The following is an 18,017-nucleotide window of genomic DNA, read 5'->3' as shown; positions in this document are numbered from 1 at the left end:
AACGACGAGGCCAGTTCAAGGGTCACGGATGCGTCAACCCGTGTGTCGATACTGTCGCGCAGGATGACGACGTACTGCGTCGATATCAATCCCCTCAAGCAACCAGTGCAGTTGCTCGGCGGTCAATTCCATCACGGCCTGCTGCCGGCGTGGCCAGGCGAAGCGGTCTTCTTCGAGACGCTTCATCATCAGCCAGAAGCCGTTGCCGTCCCAGCCAAGCAACTTAATGCGATTGTGGCGCTGGTTGCTGAACGCGAATAGCGCTGGCGCAAACGGGTCCAGCCCTGCCTGTTCTACCAGGGCGGCGAGTCCGTTGATCGACTTCCTGAAATCGACGGCTTCGCGATGAACATACACCTTGAGTCTAGCGTCGAGTCTGAACATCGCAGCGTCCCAGACTCTCGATCATGGCCGATACCAGCGACGCATCGCCGGCTGTGCAGTCCAGCCGCAGCGTCACTCCGTTGGGCATCTCCACCGTCAGTTGCGAGCGCAAGGCCGGATTTGTGCCCACAGGCTCGGAGTCGGGCTTTGAGATGCTGGTCCGCTCAACGACCCCACTGCGGCCAGCCTCGCGGACCATCACAAATGCCGACGGCACGGCGAGTGTCGTCGCATCATCGACAATATCCGGCGCCCCCGCGGCGCGGCGGCGTTGCTCATGCAGCTTGATCCATCGGCGCAGCAGATTCGCGTTGACGCCGGCTTTGAGCGCCAATCCGGCCACTGAAACACCAGGTTGCAGGCAGGCCTCGATGAGCCTAAGTTTGGATTGGGAGTCGTAGCGACGCTTGCCGTCGCGCCCGACTAGGGTAACGGCGAGAAGCGCCGTATCTGGACCTGTTTGAGTCATGGGTGTGTCCACAGAATATCAGTGGACGCAGCTTGCCTTGCTCCGAACCCAGACGCTATGTGCGCATAAATTCGCGCTTACAAAAAACTGTCCACGAATCGTCGCCGGCAGGTAAGTAATGTCCCAGGAATACAGCTGGTTCGGCGCGTCGGCGCAGACTGCGCGCGGTTTGCTGCGTGCGCGGGTCGGCCGTTCGCTGCGCCGGTGGGCGAGCTGGTTCGCTTCGCGCAGCACCCGGTAAAACGTCGATTCCGAGGCAATGTAGCGTTGCTGGTCGGCCAGTCGTGGCACGATCTGGCTCGGTGGCAGATGAGCGAATTCAGCAGAGTTGGCCACCGCCAGCAGTTCGGCGCGTTCATCGGCCGACAGCTTGTGGGCAGGCTCATGGCGGCGCAAGGTGCGCCCGTCCACCGCTTCAGGACCGGCGCCTTGCCAGCGCTGCACGGTGCGCGCGCTCAGCCCCAGCATCGCGCACGCACGTGCCTGGCGAGCCCCGGCTGCGATGGCCTCGTCGATCAGAGCCTTCAATGTCGCGCGCTGTTCGGCAGAAGTCATTCGTCCTCGTCCCCGAACAGCGCCTGATACTTTTTTGAGAGCACCAGCAACGCAGCCGCTTCCGCCAGAGCCTTGTCCTTACGCTTGAGTTCGCGCTGCAATTGCGCATTGGCCTGTTTGAGATCGCGCACTTCCGGCGCGTTGGCGCGTGGGCTCACGGTGTCGCCAGAGCAGAACTGCGCACGCCACTGGGCCAGATGATGGACAAACAGGCCCCGTTCGCGACACCACGCGTTCAGTGCTTCCTCATCCAGTCCATGGCTCTGTTGCAAGGCCAGCAGGCGCTCTTCCAGAGACCAGTCTTGTGGGCGCCGTGCATCGCTCGGGCCCGGATTGCGGCTTGCGGCGTTAGACACCCGGATCCATTTCCTCAAGGTTAATACATTCATGTTCAGTTCCGCGGCAACCGCTCCTACGGAGCGGTTGCCGCGTTGCAGGGCCTTCGCCAGCGCCTGCTCTCTGAAGTCTACAGAATACGTCTGTTTCGTCTTCAACCTGCACCTCTGAGTTCTCTTCAAATGATGAAAATTCAGAGGCGACAACTAGTGTGACGCCGGGGGCAATCGTGGACACGATCCACGCAAATCTGTCCAGATCTACCCGGTTAAGGGTGTAGGCGGAGTGGCCGGCTTCAGTTTGTCTGAGATTGACCCGCTCCGACGGACAGATTTGCAGTTAAAGATTTGTCGTGGCCCGGCCTCCGTTAAGCGTTGAGTTGCGGGTTGTCCACGGATGGGCAGCGGGTCGCTTCTCACGACCGCGACGCTGCCCGTCGGTGGGCAACTCGCAGGGTGATGCGGTTTTTGTCTTCGCGCTCAGGTTTTCGAATTCGAGCGGTGAACAATAGCCGATGCTGCTATGCAGGCGGCGTACGTTGTACCAGCCTTCCAAGAAGGAGAAGATGCGCCTCCGTGCTTGTTCATGGGTCGCGAAGTGTTCGCGCGCCAGGAGCTCTGCTTCAAGCGTCCCAAAGAAGGATTCGCACATCGCATTGTCGTACGCGTCGCCGGCTGTACCCATCGACGGTTGCACGCCGGCTTCGCGGCAGCGTTTTCCAAAGGCAATGGATGTGTATTGGGCCCCCTGGTCGGAATGCAAAATCACACCCTCATGACGTCGCTGCTGGAGGGCCATGTCGAGCGCGCGCAACATCAGTTCGGTGTACAAGTGGTTCGACATTGCCCAGCCGACGATGCGCCGGCTGAAGACATCAAGCACCACGGCCAGATAGAGAAAGCCTTCTGTCGTCGGAATGTAGGTGGCATCTGCGACCCACAGTATGTTGGGCCCTTCAGCATTGAAGTGCCGGCGCACGAGGTCCGGCGCACGCCGTGCCCCCGCACGCTGGCGCGTTGTACGGGGCCAGCGCCGTCGGCTTGCTCCCCGTAGGTCCGCGATGCGCATCAGGCGCGCGACTCGCTTGCGTCCCACGTGCACTCCCTCGCGCGCAAGTTGCGCATGGATGCGCGGCGCCCCATACGTACCTCGCGAACTCGCATACAGCGTACGAATGCGCGTCAGTAGCTGAGCATCGCTACGTGACCGCCTTGATGGCTCCCGCACCAGCCACGCGTAGTAACCGCTGGTCGAGACTCCCAGCAGCCGCGCCATCGTAGCAATGGGCCAACGGGCCTGGTTTGCTCTCATGAATCCGTATCCTTCGAGGACACGGCTCCTGTCTCGCGGGCGAACCAGGCTGCGGCGTGAGAGAGAATGTCGCGCTCCGTCTTTAATTGCCGATTCTCGCGGCGCAAACGGGAGAGCTCTTGGCGCTCAGCCGTGGTCAACCCCTCCTGACGCACGCCGGCGTCAATATCCGCCTGCGCCACCCAGTTGATTATCGTCTGCACACTAGGCTCGAACTCTCGCGCAAGCTCCTCGGGTGTTCGCCCCGCCTTCACCAGCTCGACTATGTGAGCCCGGAACTCCGCCGGGTACGGTGCTCGATGCTTGCCCATTTTGGCACCCCCTTTTCCAAAGGATAGGTGTCCGTTTTGGCGGGTCAATCTCAGTCTGCCACGTTCCAAGGCAGCAATTCGTCGATGCGTGAGATCTTGTGATCAGCGATATGGGTCAGGACGTATTCCAGATAGGCACGCGGGTTGATCCCGTTGAGCTTTGCCGACCCGATTAAGCTATACATCGCGGCGGCTCGCTCGCCCCCGCTGTCGGAGCCGACGAACAGATAGTTCTTGCGTCCGAGCGCGACACAGCGCAGCGCATTCTCGGCAAGCACGTTGCTGATCTCGACTCGACCGTCCTCGCAGTAGAACACGAGCGCCGCCCAATGGTTCAGCGAGTAGTTGATTGCTTTTGCGAGCGCGGACTTCGTCGATAGCGTCGCGAGTTTCACCCTGATCGTCTCTTCGAGCTTCGCGAGCAACGGCTTGCTCTTTTCCTGCCTGAAGCGCAGACGCTCGTCAGGCGCCTTGCCGCGGATGTCGGCTTCGATGTTGTAGAGTTCGCCGATCATCTCGAGCAGTTGCTGGGTATCTGAAGTCGGTGTGCGCGCGTGAACATCGTAAATGTACCGCCTCGCGTGATCCCAGCATGCCGCTTCGTGGATCTCGCCGCTCGCATACAGTTGATCGAAACCGGCGTATGCATCGGCCTGCAGGATGCCGCGGAATGCGGCGAGTCGGGTCTGAGGATGGACGCCTTTGCGATTTGAGGAGAAGTCGAACCATACCGCAGCCGGCTCAGTCGAGCCCGAGCGGTGATCGTCACGCACATAGACCCAGAAGCGACCGGTCACCGTCTTTCCGTTGCCTGGCGCGAGCACCGCAACCGGTGTGTCGTCGACGTGTACCTTGCCGGGGACCAGCACGTAGCGCTGGATTGCTTCAACAAGCGGTCCGCAGAGCTCGGCGATCTGCCCGATCCAGCGGCCCATACTGGCCCGATCCAACGTGACGCCGTCGCGTGCCGCAATCTCCGATTGGCGGTACAGCGGTTGGTGATCTGCGAACTTCGATACCGCAATGTCGGCCAGCAGGCTCGGATGCGCGATGCTGTGCTCGATGGGCAGGCTGGGCATCGCGGGCTGTTCGATGTGGCCGCAGTCAGGACAGCACAGCTTGTGACGGATCGTGCGGATCACTTTAAACGCAGCCGCCACGCGCGCGAGCTGCTCGGAGACATCCTCGCCGAGTCGCTGCATCGTTGTCGCACACTTGGGGCAAGCCGGATTCGGCGTGAGTTCGATTTCATCGCGTGGCAAGTGCGGCGGCAGCGGCTCTCGCGTGGGCGCTCGACCGGGCGGCGCCGTCGATGTCTTCTGTTGGTGCTTTCGCGTCTCGACAGCGCCCTGACCGGCCGTCAGGTCTTCCAACTGCGCCTCGAGTTTATCGATCTGCCGGGCCAGTTTCTCGGACTTGCTCCCGAAGTACATCCGCCTGAGCTTGTCGATCTGCGCCTTCAGGCGTTCGATTTGGTCGTCCCGTGCGGCGATCTCCCGCACCATGTTCTCGATCGACGCCTGCTGCTCGAGCACCAGAGCCTGGAGCTCCGCGACGGTGGTGGGAAGCGGCGCAGATTGGGACATGCGTCGCAGTTTACGAGCCTTCGATGTGGTTTACAACATCGACAGAGCAGCGGTGCGTTGCGGGTGTCGCCAGTCGATGCCTTCGAGGAGCATCGACAGCTGTGCGCTCGACAGATGGATTTTTCCACCGTCGGCCTGGGGCCAGATAAACCGGCCTCGCTCCAATCGTTTTGCGAGCAGCCAGAGCCCATCGTCGGTCGCCCAAAGCAGCTTCACGAGATCGCCGCGGCGGCCGCGGAAGATAAATACGTTGCCGCCCAGCGGATTCTCTTCGAGCGCCGTCTGCACTTTCGCGGCCAGCCCCTGGAAGCCGCAGCGCATATCTGTCACGCCGGCCACGAGCCAAACGCGCGTACCTGCCGGCAGCGCGATCACTTCAGGCATTCCTGCAGAAACGCTTCAGCGCGCTCGGCAGACAGGCCGCGAATCCTCACACGCCGTTTGCCGATTTCCACCTCGATTTCGCACACGGGCGCCGGCATCGGTACGCCGCTCGTCGCTTGCGACGCCATTGACGACTCAGGCGGTCGAAGTACCAATGCCGAGTCGATCACGTCGACGCTCAGCAGCTTCGTGCTGGGCACGCTCGGCGCAGCTTCGAGTGCAGGAATGACCAGCTTGCCTTCACGGTATTGCTTGCGCCATGCGAACACCACATTGGCGTTGATGTCGTGCCGTCGCGCAACGATCGACACCGACATGCCGGGTTCCAATGTCTCCCTGATCACCTGCTGCTTAAATTCTTGCGCATACGTGCGATGGGGATGCGTACGGCCCGCTGCGTTCGACATGGCTGACTGTCTCCGTCAAGCTGAACGCGCCTATCATGCGTCGAAATATTCAGCACTGAGATACGGTCGTGCCGAGTCGCTTACGACATAGTGCAAAGGCCCTGAATGAAAATGCACGCGAACGGCCGGCCATCACACGATGGCTAGTGCCTGCGTTGTTGACAGGTCACGGGGCAATGAGGAACGAACATGCATTCGCGGGGAGAGCGAAACGCTAACGCACGTTCGTCTCTGCGTTGGATGATTTCCAACCGCCGATGAAACTACGATATGACGTAACTGTCAGTAAGTAACTGAAACAGGACGTAAGCTCTTTCGGTTACTAGACGTCGACATCAGAGGGGAGACTGATGCACGTATGAGCGGCCTTTTATTTCTTTTCAATGCTCGTCCGTGCGGCGTTGTTTCATCACTCGCCGCGAGCGACGCAGCGAATTCGCGTCGTTCATTGTCCTGCGCGAAAGCGAACACGGGGGCGTGAATCATTCCGACTCGTCAGGCCGGGTCCGAATCGCGATCTTGCGCGCGGGCGTTCCGGCATACACCGTCCAGTCATCTTTGAGACTTCTCGTGACGACCGAGCGCACGCCCACCACGGCACCGGGCGCAATCTCGACACCCGGACAAACGAAGACCTCCGAACAAACCCATACATCCGCACCGATGTCGATAGCCTTCGCCGTCAACTGGAACGATGGACTATTGAAGTCATGACTACCCGTGCACAGTTGCGCGCCTTGCGATACCACGCATCGCTCCCCGAGGCGGATGCGCTCGATCGAATACAGCGTGACGCCATTGGCGACGGCCGCAAAATCGCCGATGGAGAGATTCCACGGCGCCCAGATTTTCACGCGCGGATAGACGTGCGCCTCGCGCCCCACTGTGGCGCCGAACAGTCTCAGCAATACGCGACGCCACTTGTGCGCGACACGCGGCGTCGGTACGAACAGCAGGTAATACACGACCGTCCAGACGACCCTGGCCAGTCTGTCCGACAGCGAGAACGAAGGTCCGACACGTGAATTCACGCCCTTCAAAATCATTGACTGACCCCGGATGAGTTTTCATTGGCCGCAAATGGAGATTCCGGCGATTCACGCGACGCGCGGCTGCGCCGGGCTGAATTCGGATAGTCTGGGCATAAGCGTAAGATGCCGCCTCTCCACTTGAACCGTTTGGCGGAAAGTCTCAGGCTTTTGGCGGGGAAGGCGCGCAGCCGGAACATTCATCACCGTCGGACAAGGTCTTGCCGGCATCCGTCAAACGCTGCGCTCGGTTCCGATCGCCATTACCTTTCAACCATTCATGCCTGGGCAGGACGCCCAACGGGAACACATGCCTGCGCTGTGGAGAGTGTTCCCCTTCTTGTCCTTATTCGTCCGGCGGATAAAAAGACCGACATGCCCCAACGACTCATTACCCCGTCTACAACGAGTCCTGGGCGGTTGAAGCAGACCCCATAAAGGTCGATGACCGAATGGATTCCAAACCATACAGATCAATGCAGACCAGCGCATATTCCCGTTCATCCCGACCCATTCGGCTCGTCGTGCTTCTCGAGCAGGATAATTCGACCGGAGGCGGATATCAGCAGGCGATCAACGCCGCGCTCCTTCTGAAGGGCCTGCCATCCGATCTTTGCAACGTCACCTTTGTCACGACATGCAGTTCATCGATTGAAGACCTGCAGCAGCGCGGGATCGAGGCCCGATACTTCCCGATTCAGCGGTGGCAACGGCTTTTCGTGCGACTTCGTATCAGTTGGCGCCAACTCAATATACCGCCCGTTCTGCCTGCGCGGTTCTCGATCAACTACCTCGACCGGTTCCTGAGTGAGATCGAGGCAGACCTCGTCTACTTCACTTATCCCTCGCATCTTTCGCTCGTGACGGAGAACTACAGTTTTCTCTTCACGCTGTGGGATTTGAGCCACCGCGACGAAGTGGATTTTCCAGAGGTCCGCGTAAGAGGCGAATTCGAGCGCCGCGAGAATCTTTATACGGCTGCATTGAAGAAAGCGACCGGCATCGTGGTCGATTCGCAAGCCGGCCGCGACAACGCGATCAGACGATACGGCGTGGACTTCGAAAAGGTGCATGTGGTGCCGTTTTCTCCGGCGGTCGGCACCCAACTATCGGACAACGAATACCAGCGAAACTATGTCGATATACGAGCCAGATATGACATGCCGTTCGATTACGTCTATTACCCCGCTCAATTCTGGCCGCACAAGAACCACGTCTATCTCTTGAGAGGGTTGCGTGCCTTGGAAGACCGCTACGGCATGCGTGTCGGTGCGATTTTCTCAGGACGCGATTTCGGCAATATGGCGCACGTACAGGCCGTGTCCGAGGAACTCGGCCTGATGCAGCGCGTGCGCTTCGCCGGCTTCGTGCCCGATAGCGAAGTCGCGTATCTCTATCGTCAGTCCATCGCGCTGGTCATGCCGACTTACTTCGGGCCGACGAACCTGCCGCCGCTGGAAGCGTTCACGCTCGGCGTACCCGTTCTCTATTCCGACCCCGATAGTCTTCGGGACCAGATCGGCGACGCCGGCCTGCTGATGGATCTGACGCGGCCCGAGAGCATGGCCGAGAACCTCTACCGGCTCGTCACCGAACCCGCGCTCGCACCCACGCTCGTCGGCTGCGGCAAACACCGCCTCATGTCGCTGACGGACGCTCAGCGGCTGGAACCGCTCCGCATGGCGCTCGAAAAGTTTCGGGCGAGGCGGCTCTGCTGGGGCGACAACCCGTGGACGCCGCGCGATCCGAAAGCGACTCGGCCCGTGACGGGTCGGCCGGCGAACGTGGATGTCAGGCACGACGAGCCGATCAACACCGCGGCACGCACGCCGTTGAGGTCCGACGCAAAGTAGCGCGCGTCGTCGATCAGCCGCTGCTGCCGGTTTCGGCCGACGTCGCGACTTCTTGCCCGCGCTGTGTTTCGGCGCGCGCCGCCGATATCTTGGTGGCGGCGCGACGCATGGCGAACGCGACGCGTCCCCACCTGGACTGCGCAATCTGAAAGCTACAGGCCACTCCCGTATTCCCCTTGCTCCAGTATGCTTTGAACGATTCAGAACCAATTCCAAGATCGAAATCACGCCTGTTTTCCAGCGCCCAACGCACCCATTCCTCGGTCGCAATGGAACCCGGGGCAAACTTCGCATACTGACGGTCAAATCCGGCGATGGCCCCGATGACGCTTGCCTTGCCGAGTCCCACCATATTCGCCGCGACCGGCACGCCGTTCAATTCGACGATCATCACTCTCGCGCACGCGTTGTCACCCTCGCTGTCGCGATGATTCGCGAGCGCTACCAGAAAATCGCGGTAAGGCATCGAATAGAGCCACTGTCCCTTCTTGTCGACACGTTCCGCCCAGTCGCGCTTGCAGGCCAGCATCCAGTCGATGATGCGCGCGTTCTCATCGGCGTCGTCGGGACCGAGTACGCGTATCGCGACCGTGCCTTGCCGCTCCAGACGTCGTCGCAATGCGCCCGGCTTTTTACCCGACAGTGTGCCGAGCGATCCTGCGAATTGAGCCCAATCTTTTTCGCACGACAGTCTTGCGATGGTATAAGGCGCTTGCGTTGCCGCAATCAATCCCTCATGTGACATCGCGACCTGATACAACGCGCTGTCCTGAGCCACGTAAGGCAACGTGACGATGTCCACCCCACTCTTCTCGCACGCCGTGCGCCACATCGATTGCATCAACTGGACCGACGCGTGAGCAGGATCGCATAGCAAGGTCGTATAGTCGGCCGATTCGGGACTCAACGGACGGAGCACTGTCCACAGACGATTGCGCATTCGCACAAGCGGCCATACCGCGATCAGTCGCCTTTGCCGGCGCGCGGTGACGATACAGAGAGATGACCCGGTCTGCCTGAGGATGCAATTCCAGACCAGCCAGCACGCTATGAACGATTCGCCATGTGTTCCGCTCACGTCATTCCACAGCGCCGTCCATTCGGCCCGCAACGCTTGGAACTCATTCTGATTTCTAACTATATCGATTTCATTCATTTGGATTCCGGTGTGCCTTGCGAAAGACGAGTGGAAGGCTTCGAACGCGGAACCTACGCACGCGGCTTCGTCTTCCAGATGCGCAATTCTTGCCTATCCGCCGCGTCATATCCGATCTCCTCGTCCGCGTAAAACTCGGCGCCCGCGTAGTGGCGCTCCAGCAGCGGCGACGAATCGAACACGGCTTCGCAGAGCGGATGCAGATAGACGATCCAGAAGGCCTCGATTGTCCCCCGCTCATAGGCCGCGGCGAGTTGAGAAAGGAGCCGCGTCATGATCGGCGCGCCGAAGGGATTGAACAAATAGATGACGAGCTTGCCGGGCGGGAAATCCAATTGCAGCGCATCGGCCGCGAAAGCGCGCATCGGGACACGCTCAGGGTATTGCCGTGCTACGAGCTGCGCATTCCGATTCGCCACATTCACCAGACGCACGGACAGGTCATATCCGATGACTTGCCGGAACGGAAACTCAGTCGCGACGATCATCGGGCGTCCCTTGCCGCAACCGATGTCGATAAATGAATGGTCGCGCACATCGCCGAGCCGTTGCAGCGCGCGGCGGACCACGCTCGGCTGAGCGCCCATATAAGGAAAGCTGCCGGCCTCGATGCCATCGCCATAGATGGCTTCGGGCGGCTCGATTCCGCCGGTATCCGTTCCGAGTGCCCGGTCGATCGGATGAGTGCGATAGCAACCGGTGTAGACCACCTTGAGCACCGGCACACGTTGCCCAAACTTCCGAATGCGCGGAATGAAGAGCATCGTCTGCACCGGGTCGGGCAGAGACGCGACGAAGGAGATCAGCGGCCACTTGATACGGCGCTTGAGCCGCTTGCCGAAATTACCGGTCGGAACAGTATGCATCCGATGCCCGCCTGAGCTGACTCGATAACGGGTCGGGCAAGAGGTCTTACCCGACTCCGACCTCGCGTGTTGGCCGTCCGAAGAGTCGCGATGAATGCGTTGGACATTCATCGACGGCTTCAATCTAGTGTCTCCCTCGCTCCAGAAACAAAGTCTTGGCGGAAAACATCAAGCCTTTGGCCGGAGGTCCGCAAAGACGGTCGTTCTCTTGGCGTGTTTGCACCCGTTGACGCGCCCAATTCTTGTCTGAGATCCATGAATTCGAGCGTAGACGGAGCCGATATCTGATCGCCGCGAAGTTCGGCCGGTTTCGCAGCCGTCGTAAGCCTGGCGCAAAACGCCTTGACAGACGCTCTTACGATATATATCTTTAGATATGTTTTACGATATATCAGGAGTTATCTCATGAGGTCTCGTTGCTTTCAAGACGGAACTCAGCGCGCCGGCCGCCGCGCGTTCGGTTTCGACTTTCCCTTCGACGCGCTCGCGCGATTGAATCCTTTCGCGTTCGAGCGATGGAGCCTGGCCGGGCGTCACCGGCACGGCGGCGGTCCGGGTGGCATAGGTGGCATGGGTGGCATGGGCGGCTTCGGCGGTCCCGATGACATCGGTGGCATGCCGCGCGGCCGCAAGTTTTCGTCCGACGATCTGCAATTGCTGCTCCTCGCGATGCTCGCCGAGGCCCCGCGCCACGGCTACGAACTCATCAAGGCGCTGGCGGACCGCTCGAACGGCTTCTATGCGCCGAGTCCCGGCATGGTGTATCCGGCGCTGACGTATCTGGAAGAAATCGGCCATGCGACCGTCGAAATGGACGGCAACCGCAAGCGCTATGCGCTTTCCGACGCGGGCCGCGCGCATCTGGCCGCGAATCGCGAACGCGTCGATCTGATGCTCGCGAAGCTTTTGCATTTTGCACGCAAGATGGATCTCGTGCGCCGCGCCTACGCCGGCGAGGACATCGAACAGAGCGCGACGGATGGCGGCTGGGTGCCCGAACTGATCGCCGCCCGTCATGCGTTGAAGCGCGCCTTGCTCTTGCGCACCGATGCATCGCCCGACGAGCAGCGCCGCATCGCGGCCATTCTTGCGCGCGCGACCGCGGAAATAGAAAAGGGCGATGCGCCCGGTCAAGCCTGAACAACGAAAGGAACGTAACGATGAACGATTCCCTCCTCAAAGAACGCCAGGACCGCGCGGACCTCGAAGTCACGCGGGTTCGCCACCCGCTCAAGTTCCGCATGCTGCAGGTGAAGCGCGTGCATGCGCTGAACCCGCGTTTCGTGCGTGTGACGCTTGGCGGCGATGCGCTCGCCGACTTCGAAAGCGCGTCTTTCGACGACCACGTCAAAGTGTTCTTCCCGCTGCCCGGCGAGTCGATGCCCATGCTGCCGCAAGCGGGCCCGGACGGTCCCGTGTTCGATCCCGCGAGACCCCGGCCCATTGCGCGCGATTTCACGCCGAGGCGTTTTGATCGCGGCGCGCTGGAATTGGATATTGAATTCGCGATTCACGATGCCGGCCCGGCGACGGCGTGGGCAACACAAGCCGCGCCCGGCCAGTACCTCGGCATCGGCGGCCCGCGCGGATCGTTCGTGATTCCGGCGCAGTTCGACTGGCACCTGCTCATCGGCGATGAAACGGCGCTGCCAGCCATCGCGCGTCGGCTGGAAGAACTGCCGCAAGGCACACGCGTCGCGACGCTCGTGGAAGTCGCGGATCGCTCGGCTCGCATCGAATTCGACACGCGTGCCGATCTGTACGCGCAGTGGTGCTATCGCGACGAGACCGCGCATCCCGGCGGCGCGCTGCTGCTGGCGCTGCGCGGCACGTTCCTGCCCGACGGCGAGGGATTCGTATGGGCTGCCGGCGAAGCCACCCTCATGCGCGCCGTGCGCCAGTTGCTATGCAACGAGCGCGGCATCGACAAGCGGCGCATTCGCGCATCGGCATACTGGAAGCGCGGCGAACAGGGCGTGCACGGAACGATTGAAGAATGAGCGCCTCGTCGCGACGCTTTCACTCTTGAGCGGCGAGCGTAAAGCGCTTCTCGATGGCGACCGCCTCGCCTAGTCCAACGAAGCGGTTGTATTCGTCGAATGGTGTCATGCGGTCGGCAATGGCATCCGTCGTTCCTTCGCGCATGAAAATCGTCATGATGTCCTTGACTGCCTTGTGCATGGCGAGCATCGACTCGATGGGCGCAAGCGTATAGTCGAAGCCCAACTCATAGGCTTCGCGCATTGACACATAAGGACTCTTTCCCGTGCGCGCCTGATTGAAAAGAATCGGCTTGCCAAGCGGCTTGAGCCTTCGAGTCAGTTCGCGCATATGCTCGATGCTTTCGGGCGCATCGGCATAAAGACCATCCGCGCCCGCTTGCGCATAGGCTTCAAGGCGTGCGATGGCGTCTTCTATTCCTGTCACCGCGATCGCATCCGTGCGCGCAACGATAAAGAAATCGGGATCGCTGCGCGCCGCGATCATTGCGCGCAGCTTCTGCACCATCTCTTCCTTAGAGACGAGCTGCTTGCCGGCATAGTGACCGCATTTTTTAGGCAGCGCCTGATCTTCGAGATGCAGCACGGATGCGCCCGCCTCTTCCCAAAGGCGTACCGTGCGCTGCACATCGAGGATGCCGCCATAACCGGTGTCCGCATCGGCAAAGACCGGCACCGACGTGACCCGACAGATTCGCCGGATATGCTCGAACATTTCCGTTTGCGAGAGGACGCCCACATCCGGCTGTCCCGCGATGACACCCGACGCGACAAAGCCGCTGACATAGAGCGCCTTTGCACCGGCCTCTTCGGCGATTCTGGCGGTAAGCGCATCGTGCGCGCCCATGCAAACGAACGGTCCTTCCTTGAACAACTCGCGAAAGCGTGTGGAACGGCTCAAGATGATTCTCCCGAAAACGATGCGACAAGAAAAGCGAATCGTCAATCGAAGTAAGCCCAGCCGCGCGCTTGCTTGTCGGCATGCCTGAAGCGCGCGATTTCTGCGGACATGCGCCGCGTCTCGTCGATTTCGTCGAGCCCCTGGAGCAAGGCCTGTTGCCGCGCGCGATCGAATTCGAACGCGATCGTCTCGAGGCCGGGCGCACGAATTTCGAGTGCACGCAGATCGACTTCGACGTTCGCGCCATCGCGCGCTGCATCGGCGATGCATCGAATATCACCCGCATTCAGGCGCACCGGAAGCAAGCCGTTCTGCAGACAGTTGTTGTAGAAGATGTCTCCAAAGGAAGGCGCGATCACACAACGAATACCCGCTTCTTCCAGCGCCCATACCGCCATCTCGCGCGAACTGCCGCAGCCGAAATTCTGTCCGCCGAGCAGCGTGCACGCATGACGGAAGCGCGGCTGATTGAGCACGAAGTCATCGCGTTCGCCGCTTGAGGGACCATCGCCGCGATAGCGGAGCGTTTCGAGCAGATAGAGCCCAAGCTGCCCGCGCACGAGCTGCGAAATGCGTTCGATGCGGATGATGAGATCGGTATCGACGTTATCGCGCAAGAGTGGCGCGGCCGGGCCGACGATGGTCGTAATGGCTTTCATAGCATGGTTTGCGCATCGAGCGCACCACTTAGGGGCGCCGCTATATGGCCCGCGAGCGCGCTTGCCGCCGCGACCGCGGGACTTGCAAGGTGCGTACGTGCGCCCGGCCCTTGCCTGCCGATGAAATTGCGATTCGACGTGGAGACACAGCGCTCGCCGGGGCCAACGACATCGCCATTCGCTCCGACACACATGGAACAGCCCGGCTCGCGCCATTCGAATCCGGCCGCGCGAAAGATATCGTCGAGCCCTTCACGCTGCGCCGCGCGCGCAACCGTCAGCGAGCCCGGCACCACCCACGCTTTCACGTTGCGCGCCACATGATTGCCTTCGACGATTCGCGCAGCCGTGCGCAAGTCCTCGATGCGGCTATTCGTGCACGAGCCGATGAAAACGCGATCGACGCTCAGGCTATCGAGGCGTTCGCCCGCGTGAACGCCCATATAGTCCATTGCGTTTTGCGCCGCATTGCGACGCGACTCCTCGGCAAGCTCGGCGGGATCGGGAATGGCATCTTCCAACGCGATGACGTGTTCGGGACTCGTGCCCCAGGTGACCTGAATGCCAATGCGGCTTGCATCGACATGCTCTTCTCTGTCGAAGCATGCGTGCGCATCGCTTGCAAGGGTCTTCCAGTCCTCGACCGCCTTAGAGAATTCGTGCCCTTTAGGAGCATACGGCTTGCCGTCGAGATAAGCGAACGTCGTTTCGTCCGGCGCGACCATGCCGAATTTCGCGCCTAGCTCGATGCTCAGATTGCAGAGCGTGAGACGCCCTTCCATCGATAATGCCTTGACCGCTTCGCCAGCGTATTCGATTGCATAGCCGGTTCCGCCCGCCGCGCCGAGCTTGCCGATCAGATAAAGAATCATGTCCTTGGCGCTTACCCCTTCGCGCAAGGGATTATCGAAATGCACGCGCAGGGTCTTTGGACGCTTCTGCCGGATAGTCTGCGTGGCAAGCACATGCACGACTTCCGTCGATCCGATGCCAAAGGCGAGCGCACCCATCGCGCCATGCGTGCATGTGTGGCTGTCCGCGCATACGATGGACGCGCCCGGCAACGAAAGCCCAAGCTCCGGCCCGATGACATGCACGATGCCCTGTTGTCCCGCGTTACCGATGTCGAAGATTGGAATCGCGTGATGCGCCGTCTTCGCGCGCATGGCATCGACCATTTGCGTGCTCCACTCCGCATCTCCCGCTCGTCTTCCAGGCGCAGTCGAAATGACGTGATCGACGGTCGCAAAGGTAAGCGAAGGACTTTCCACGGCAAGACCGCGGCGTTCGAGCACGCGCATGGCTTCGACAGCCGTTAGCTCGTGCAGCAGATGGCGGTCGACGTGAAGAAGGTCGATGCCGCCCGCGAGATGCGCGATGGTATGGCTATCCCACAGCTTGTCGAAAAGCGTTCGCATGAATCACTCGCTATGCGTGAGGTACCGTTGCCACTTTAGAAAAAGCAGATTCACGAGCGTTGCGAAGACGAAAAGCATCAGCGCGAGCGCCATGATGGTGCTGGTCTCGTTACGGTTCATCGCGATCATCAACATGCGTCCGATGCCGCTTTGCGATGCGAACATCTCGCCAATCAGGGTGCCGAGCAGCGTCAGCGAGAAGCCGATTCGCAAGCCCGCCACCACTTCCGGCGTACAAGCCGGAAAGAGAACATGACGCGCAAACGCGACCGGATTCATGCGATACGTTCGCGCGGCTCTTTCATAAATGGGCGGCATGTTGCGCACCGCGTTCATCGTGAAGAGCGTGATCGGAACGATGCCGTGAATCACGCCGAAGACGATCTTCGCCCAGAGGCCGAGGCCGCAAGCGAGGAGCACGACGGGATAGAGCGTGACTTTGGGAATGGAATAGAAGCCCATCATCAGGGGTTCCATGACGTCGCCCGCCAGGCGGCGCACGCCTAATACAAGGCCCAGACAAACGCCCGCGATAGCGGAGATAACAAACGCGGATGCGAACGCAAGCGAAGTCACGTATAGACTCGCCGGAAAATCCGGGTCGCTGACGATGTGGAATGCCCGCTGCACCGTGCGCGCGGGCGTAGTCAATACATCCGGTCCGAGCATCTCGCTCAAGCCTTGCCATAGCGCGGCAAGCACAACGATCAGCACGAGCGCATCCATCCATCGCCGTGCATGACGCGGTTTAGCGGCGTGCGTGACAGCGACGGTGCTCATGCCGCCTCCCTTCTGATGCGCCGGTATAGACGCGTCTCCGCCCAGCGAAGCAAAGCGTTTAGCGTCGCGACGAAGACGAGCATGAGAAGCATGAGGCCATACATCGTTGGATTATCGAAGGCGTTGTAAGCGAATGCGATTTGATATCCGAAGCCCGATCCGGAAAGCACGAACTCCCCCGCGACGACCGCGATGAACGCATACACCACCGTCAGCTTGATGCCTGTGAATACGAACGGCAAGCTGGCGGGAAGCGTGATGAGCCGAATCTCGTCGAATGCGCCAAGACGACAGACGCGAGCCGTTCTTAGCAGCACGCGCGGGACGCGTTCGAGCCCGTTGAGCGTATTCACGGCCATTGCCACGACGGCGAACAGGAAGCCGATGCCGATGAGCGGCCAGCGATTGAGCCCGAAGATCACGATCAATATCGGATAAAGGACGAACACGGGCACCGCGTAATACGAGAGCAGCAAGGGATCGAGCACGCGCCTCAAGCGTGGAAGCCTGAAAAGCAGCACGCCGCCGATAAAGCCGACCACGACCGCAAGCGCCACGGCGAGCAACGCGCTGCTCAGCGTCTGTACGATATCGACCGTGAATTGGCCCGAGATCAAAATGTCCCACGCGCTTAACGCCATACGCGATGGCGGAATGAACGAGACAGGGTTGATCCATGCAAGCCGCGTCGCAATCTCGAGCAATGCGAGGAATGCGATGACGACACCCACGCGCCAGCGCGCGGCCGTGCTCATGGATGACTCCCGAGCGCCTTGAGCGCTTCATCCCTGAGAAGGCCCCACACTTGCGCAGTCAGTTCGCCAAAGCGCGGGTCTAGTGCGATCTTGCTGTCGCGCACGCGCGACCAGCCTGTTTCTATCGTCGCGATGAACCGGCCGGGACACGCCGACATCACGCCAATGCGATCGGACAGAAGCACGGCTTCGTCGATCGAGTGCGTGATCAGCATGATGGTCGCGCCGGTGTCGCGCCAGAGCTTGAGCGTTTCGTCGCCCATCAGAAGACGCGTCTGCTGATCCAGTGCGCCGAAAGGCTCGTCCAGCAGCATCAGACGTGGCCGCACGACCATCGCTCGTGCAATGCATACGCGTTGACGCATGCCGCCAGACAATTGCGCCGGATAAGCCCGCGCAAACGATTTAAGTCCCATGAACGACAACGCATGGTCCACGCGCGCGCGCACTTCATTCTCCGGCACGCCCGCACGCCGCGCCGCAAACGCTGCATTGTCGAAGACATTCAGCCAGGGGAAGCTGGCGTCTTCCTGAAAGACGACGGCAACACCATCGGGCACTTCGCGCCCGACGCGCTGGCCCTCGAATTCAACCGTGCCCCCGCTAGCCGGATTCAGGCCGGCCAGAACGTCGAGCAAAGTGGATTTGCCGCATCCGGAAGGACCGACTACCGAAAAGAACTCGCCTGCACGAAGGTCGAGGCTAACAGGCCCTAGTGCGTGAAACGGCGGCTTGCCGGCGCTGCCGGGATAAATGCGCGTCACGTCGGTCAAGCGTGCCTGCACGCGATCCGCGCCTTGCGATGCATCGTCGCGGGATACGACGGATATCTTGGTGCGACGTGGCAAGACGCTCATC

Annotated in this window: 19 protein-coding genes and 1 pseudogene; 3 read left to right on the top strand and 17 right to left on the bottom strand. The window is 60.7% G+C overall.

What is annotated here, in order from left to right; all coding sequences use genetic code 11:
- Window positions 1-33: 33 nt before the first annotated feature.
- From tnpB (LDZ27_RS23010) to LDZ27_RS22970, 9 genes and pseudogenes are all read right to left on the bottom strand, one after another.
- Window positions 34-384, bottom strand: coding sequence for an IS66 family insertion sequence element accessory protein TnpB (tnpB, locus tag LDZ27_RS23010; protein WP_244817429.1), 351 nt, complete (start codon window positions 382-384; stop codon window positions 34-36).
- A complete protein-coding gene (locus LDZ27_RS23005) occupies window positions 365-853 on the bottom strand; it encodes a transposase (RefSeq protein WP_244817428.1) in 489 nt (162 codons plus the stop codon). Before LDZ27_RS23005 ends, tnpB (LDZ27_RS23010) begins: the two co-directional genes overlap by 20 nt.
- Window positions 854-871: 18 nt before the next feature.
- Window positions 872-1,408 carry a helix-turn-helix domain-containing protein gene (locus tag LDZ27_RS23000; RefSeq protein ID WP_244817427.1) on the bottom strand — a complete coding sequence of 179 codons (537 nt, stop codon included), beginning with the start codon at window positions 1,406-1,408 and terminating at the stop codon, window positions 872-874.
- A complete protein-coding gene (locus LDZ27_RS22995) occupies window positions 1,405-1,902 on the bottom strand; it encodes a transposase (RefSeq protein WP_244817426.1) in 498 nt (165 codons plus the stop codon). Before LDZ27_RS22995 ends, LDZ27_RS23000 begins: the two co-directional genes overlap by 4 nt.
- A gap of 328 nt (window positions 1,903-2,230) precedes the next feature.
- Window positions 2,231-3,366, bottom strand: a pseudogene (locus tag LDZ27_RS22990) (IS3 family transposase); the annotation flags it as partial.
- Window positions 3,367-3,416: 50 nt separating this feature from the next.
- Window positions 3,417-4,952, bottom strand: coding sequence for an IS66 family transposase (locus LDZ27_RS22985; protein ID WP_244817425.1), 1,536 nt, complete (start codon window positions 4,950-4,952; stop codon window positions 3,417-3,419).
- A 30-nt stretch (window positions 4,953-4,982) separates the two neighbouring features.
- Window positions 4,983-5,327 carry an IS66 family insertion sequence element accessory protein TnpB gene (gene tnpB / locus LDZ27_RS22980; RefSeq protein WP_244818019.1) on the bottom strand — a complete coding sequence of 115 codons (345 nt, stop codon included), beginning with the start codon at window positions 5,325-5,327 and terminating at the stop codon, window positions 4,983-4,985.
- Window positions 5,324-5,743, bottom strand: a complete 420-nt coding sequence (locus LDZ27_RS29085; RefSeq protein WP_370653460.1) for a transposase — start codon at window positions 5,741-5,743, stop codon at window positions 5,324-5,326. The genes tnpB (LDZ27_RS22980) and LDZ27_RS29085 overlap by 4 nt, the downstream gene beginning before the upstream one ends.
- Window positions 5,744-6,225: 482 nt before the next feature.
- Entirely contained in the window at window positions 6,226-6,774 is a 549-nt protein-coding gene (locus LDZ27_RS22970) for a putative colanic acid biosynthesis acetyltransferase (RefSeq protein WP_370653459.1), read from the bottom strand.
- A 473-nt stretch (window positions 6,775-7,247) separates the two neighbouring features.
- On the opposite strand from LDZ27_RS22970, the gene LDZ27_RS22965 reads away from it, so the two are divergent.
- On the top strand, window positions 7,248-8,624 hold the full coding sequence (locus tag LDZ27_RS22965; protein ID WP_244817423.1) for a glycosyltransferase family 1 protein: 1,377 nt from the start codon (window positions 7,248-7,250) through the stop codon (window positions 8,622-8,624).
- Between the two features lie 13 nt (window positions 8,625-8,637).
- On the opposite strand, the gene LDZ27_RS22960 is transcribed toward LDZ27_RS22965, so the two are convergent.
- Window positions 8,638-9,780 carry a GNAT family N-acetyltransferase gene (locus LDZ27_RS22960; RefSeq protein WP_244817422.1) on the bottom strand — a complete coding sequence of 381 codons (1,143 nt, stop codon included), beginning with the start codon at window positions 9,778-9,780 and terminating at the stop codon, window positions 8,638-8,640.
- Window positions 9,781-9,833: 53 nt separating this feature from the next.
- Window positions 9,834-10,757 carry a class I SAM-dependent methyltransferase gene (locus LDZ27_RS22955; RefSeq protein ID WP_244817421.1) on the bottom strand — a complete coding sequence of 308 codons (924 nt, stop codon included), beginning with the start codon at window positions 10,755-10,757 and terminating at the stop codon, window positions 9,834-9,836.
- A 294-nt stretch (window positions 10,758-11,051) separates the two neighbouring features.
- Here LDZ27_RS22955 and LDZ27_RS22950 point away from each other — a divergent pair, with 294 nt between their 5' ends.
- Window positions 11,052-11,786: a PadR family transcriptional regulator gene (locus LDZ27_RS22950; protein ID WP_370653483.1), complete on the top strand. Its 735-nt coding sequence runs from the start codon at window positions 11,052-11,054 to the stop codon at window positions 11,784-11,786.
- A gap of 20 nt (window positions 11,787-11,806) precedes the next feature.
- On the top strand, window positions 11,807-12,646 hold the full coding sequence (locus tag LDZ27_RS22945; RefSeq protein ID WP_244817419.1) for a siderophore-interacting protein: 840 nt from the start codon (window positions 11,807-11,809) through the stop codon (window positions 12,644-12,646).
- 19 nt (window positions 12,647-12,665) lie between these two features.
- Here the strand turns inward: LDZ27_RS22945 and LDZ27_RS22940 are convergent, their stop codons facing one another.
- Genes LDZ27_RS22940 through LDZ27_RS22915 form a run of 6 tightly spaced genes read right to left on the bottom strand, consistent with a single transcriptional unit; the run spans window position 12,666 to window position 18,016 of the window.
- Window positions 12,666-13,547 (bottom strand): oxaloacetate decarboxylase, encoded by an 882-nt coding sequence (locus LDZ27_RS22940; protein ID WP_244817418.1) that lies wholly within the window; start codon window positions 13,545-13,547, stop codon window positions 12,666-12,668.
- Between the two features lie 41 nt (window positions 13,548-13,588).
- On the bottom strand, window positions 13,589-14,206 hold the full coding sequence (gene leuD / locus LDZ27_RS22935) for a 3-isopropylmalate dehydratase small subunit (protein WP_244817417.1): 618 nt from the start codon (window positions 14,204-14,206) through the stop codon (window positions 13,589-13,591).
- Complete coding sequence (leuC, locus tag LDZ27_RS22930; protein ID WP_244817416.1) at window positions 14,203-15,624, bottom strand: 3-isopropylmalate dehydratase large subunit; 1,422 nt, start codon at window positions 15,622-15,624, stop codon at window positions 14,203-14,205. Before leuC ends, leuD begins: the two co-directional genes overlap by 4 nt.
- A gap of 3 nt (window positions 15,625-15,627) precedes the next feature.
- Window positions 15,628-16,404 (bottom strand): ABC transporter permease, encoded by a 777-nt coding sequence (locus LDZ27_RS22925; protein WP_244817415.1) that lies wholly within the window; start codon window positions 16,402-16,404, stop codon window positions 15,628-15,630.
- Complete coding sequence (locus LDZ27_RS22920) at window positions 16,401-17,159, bottom strand: ABC transporter permease (protein WP_244817414.1); 759 nt, start codon at window positions 17,157-17,159, stop codon at window positions 16,401-16,403. Before LDZ27_RS22920 ends, LDZ27_RS22925 begins: the two co-directional genes overlap by 4 nt.
- Entirely contained in the window at window positions 17,156-18,016 is an 861-nt protein-coding gene (locus LDZ27_RS22915) for an ABC transporter ATP-binding protein (protein WP_244817413.1), read from the bottom strand. Before LDZ27_RS22915 ends, LDZ27_RS22920 begins: the two co-directional genes overlap by 4 nt.
- Window position 18,017 lies beyond the last annotated feature (1 nt).

Origin of the sequence: Caballeronia sp. Lep1P3 (genome assembly GCF_022879595.1) — a bacterium.
Classification (GTDB): Bacteria; Pseudomonadota; Gammaproteobacteria; order Burkholderiales; family Burkholderiaceae; genus Caballeronia.
Note: the sequence above shows the minus strand (reverse complement) of the source record. Positions and strands in the feature narration are given on the sequence as shown.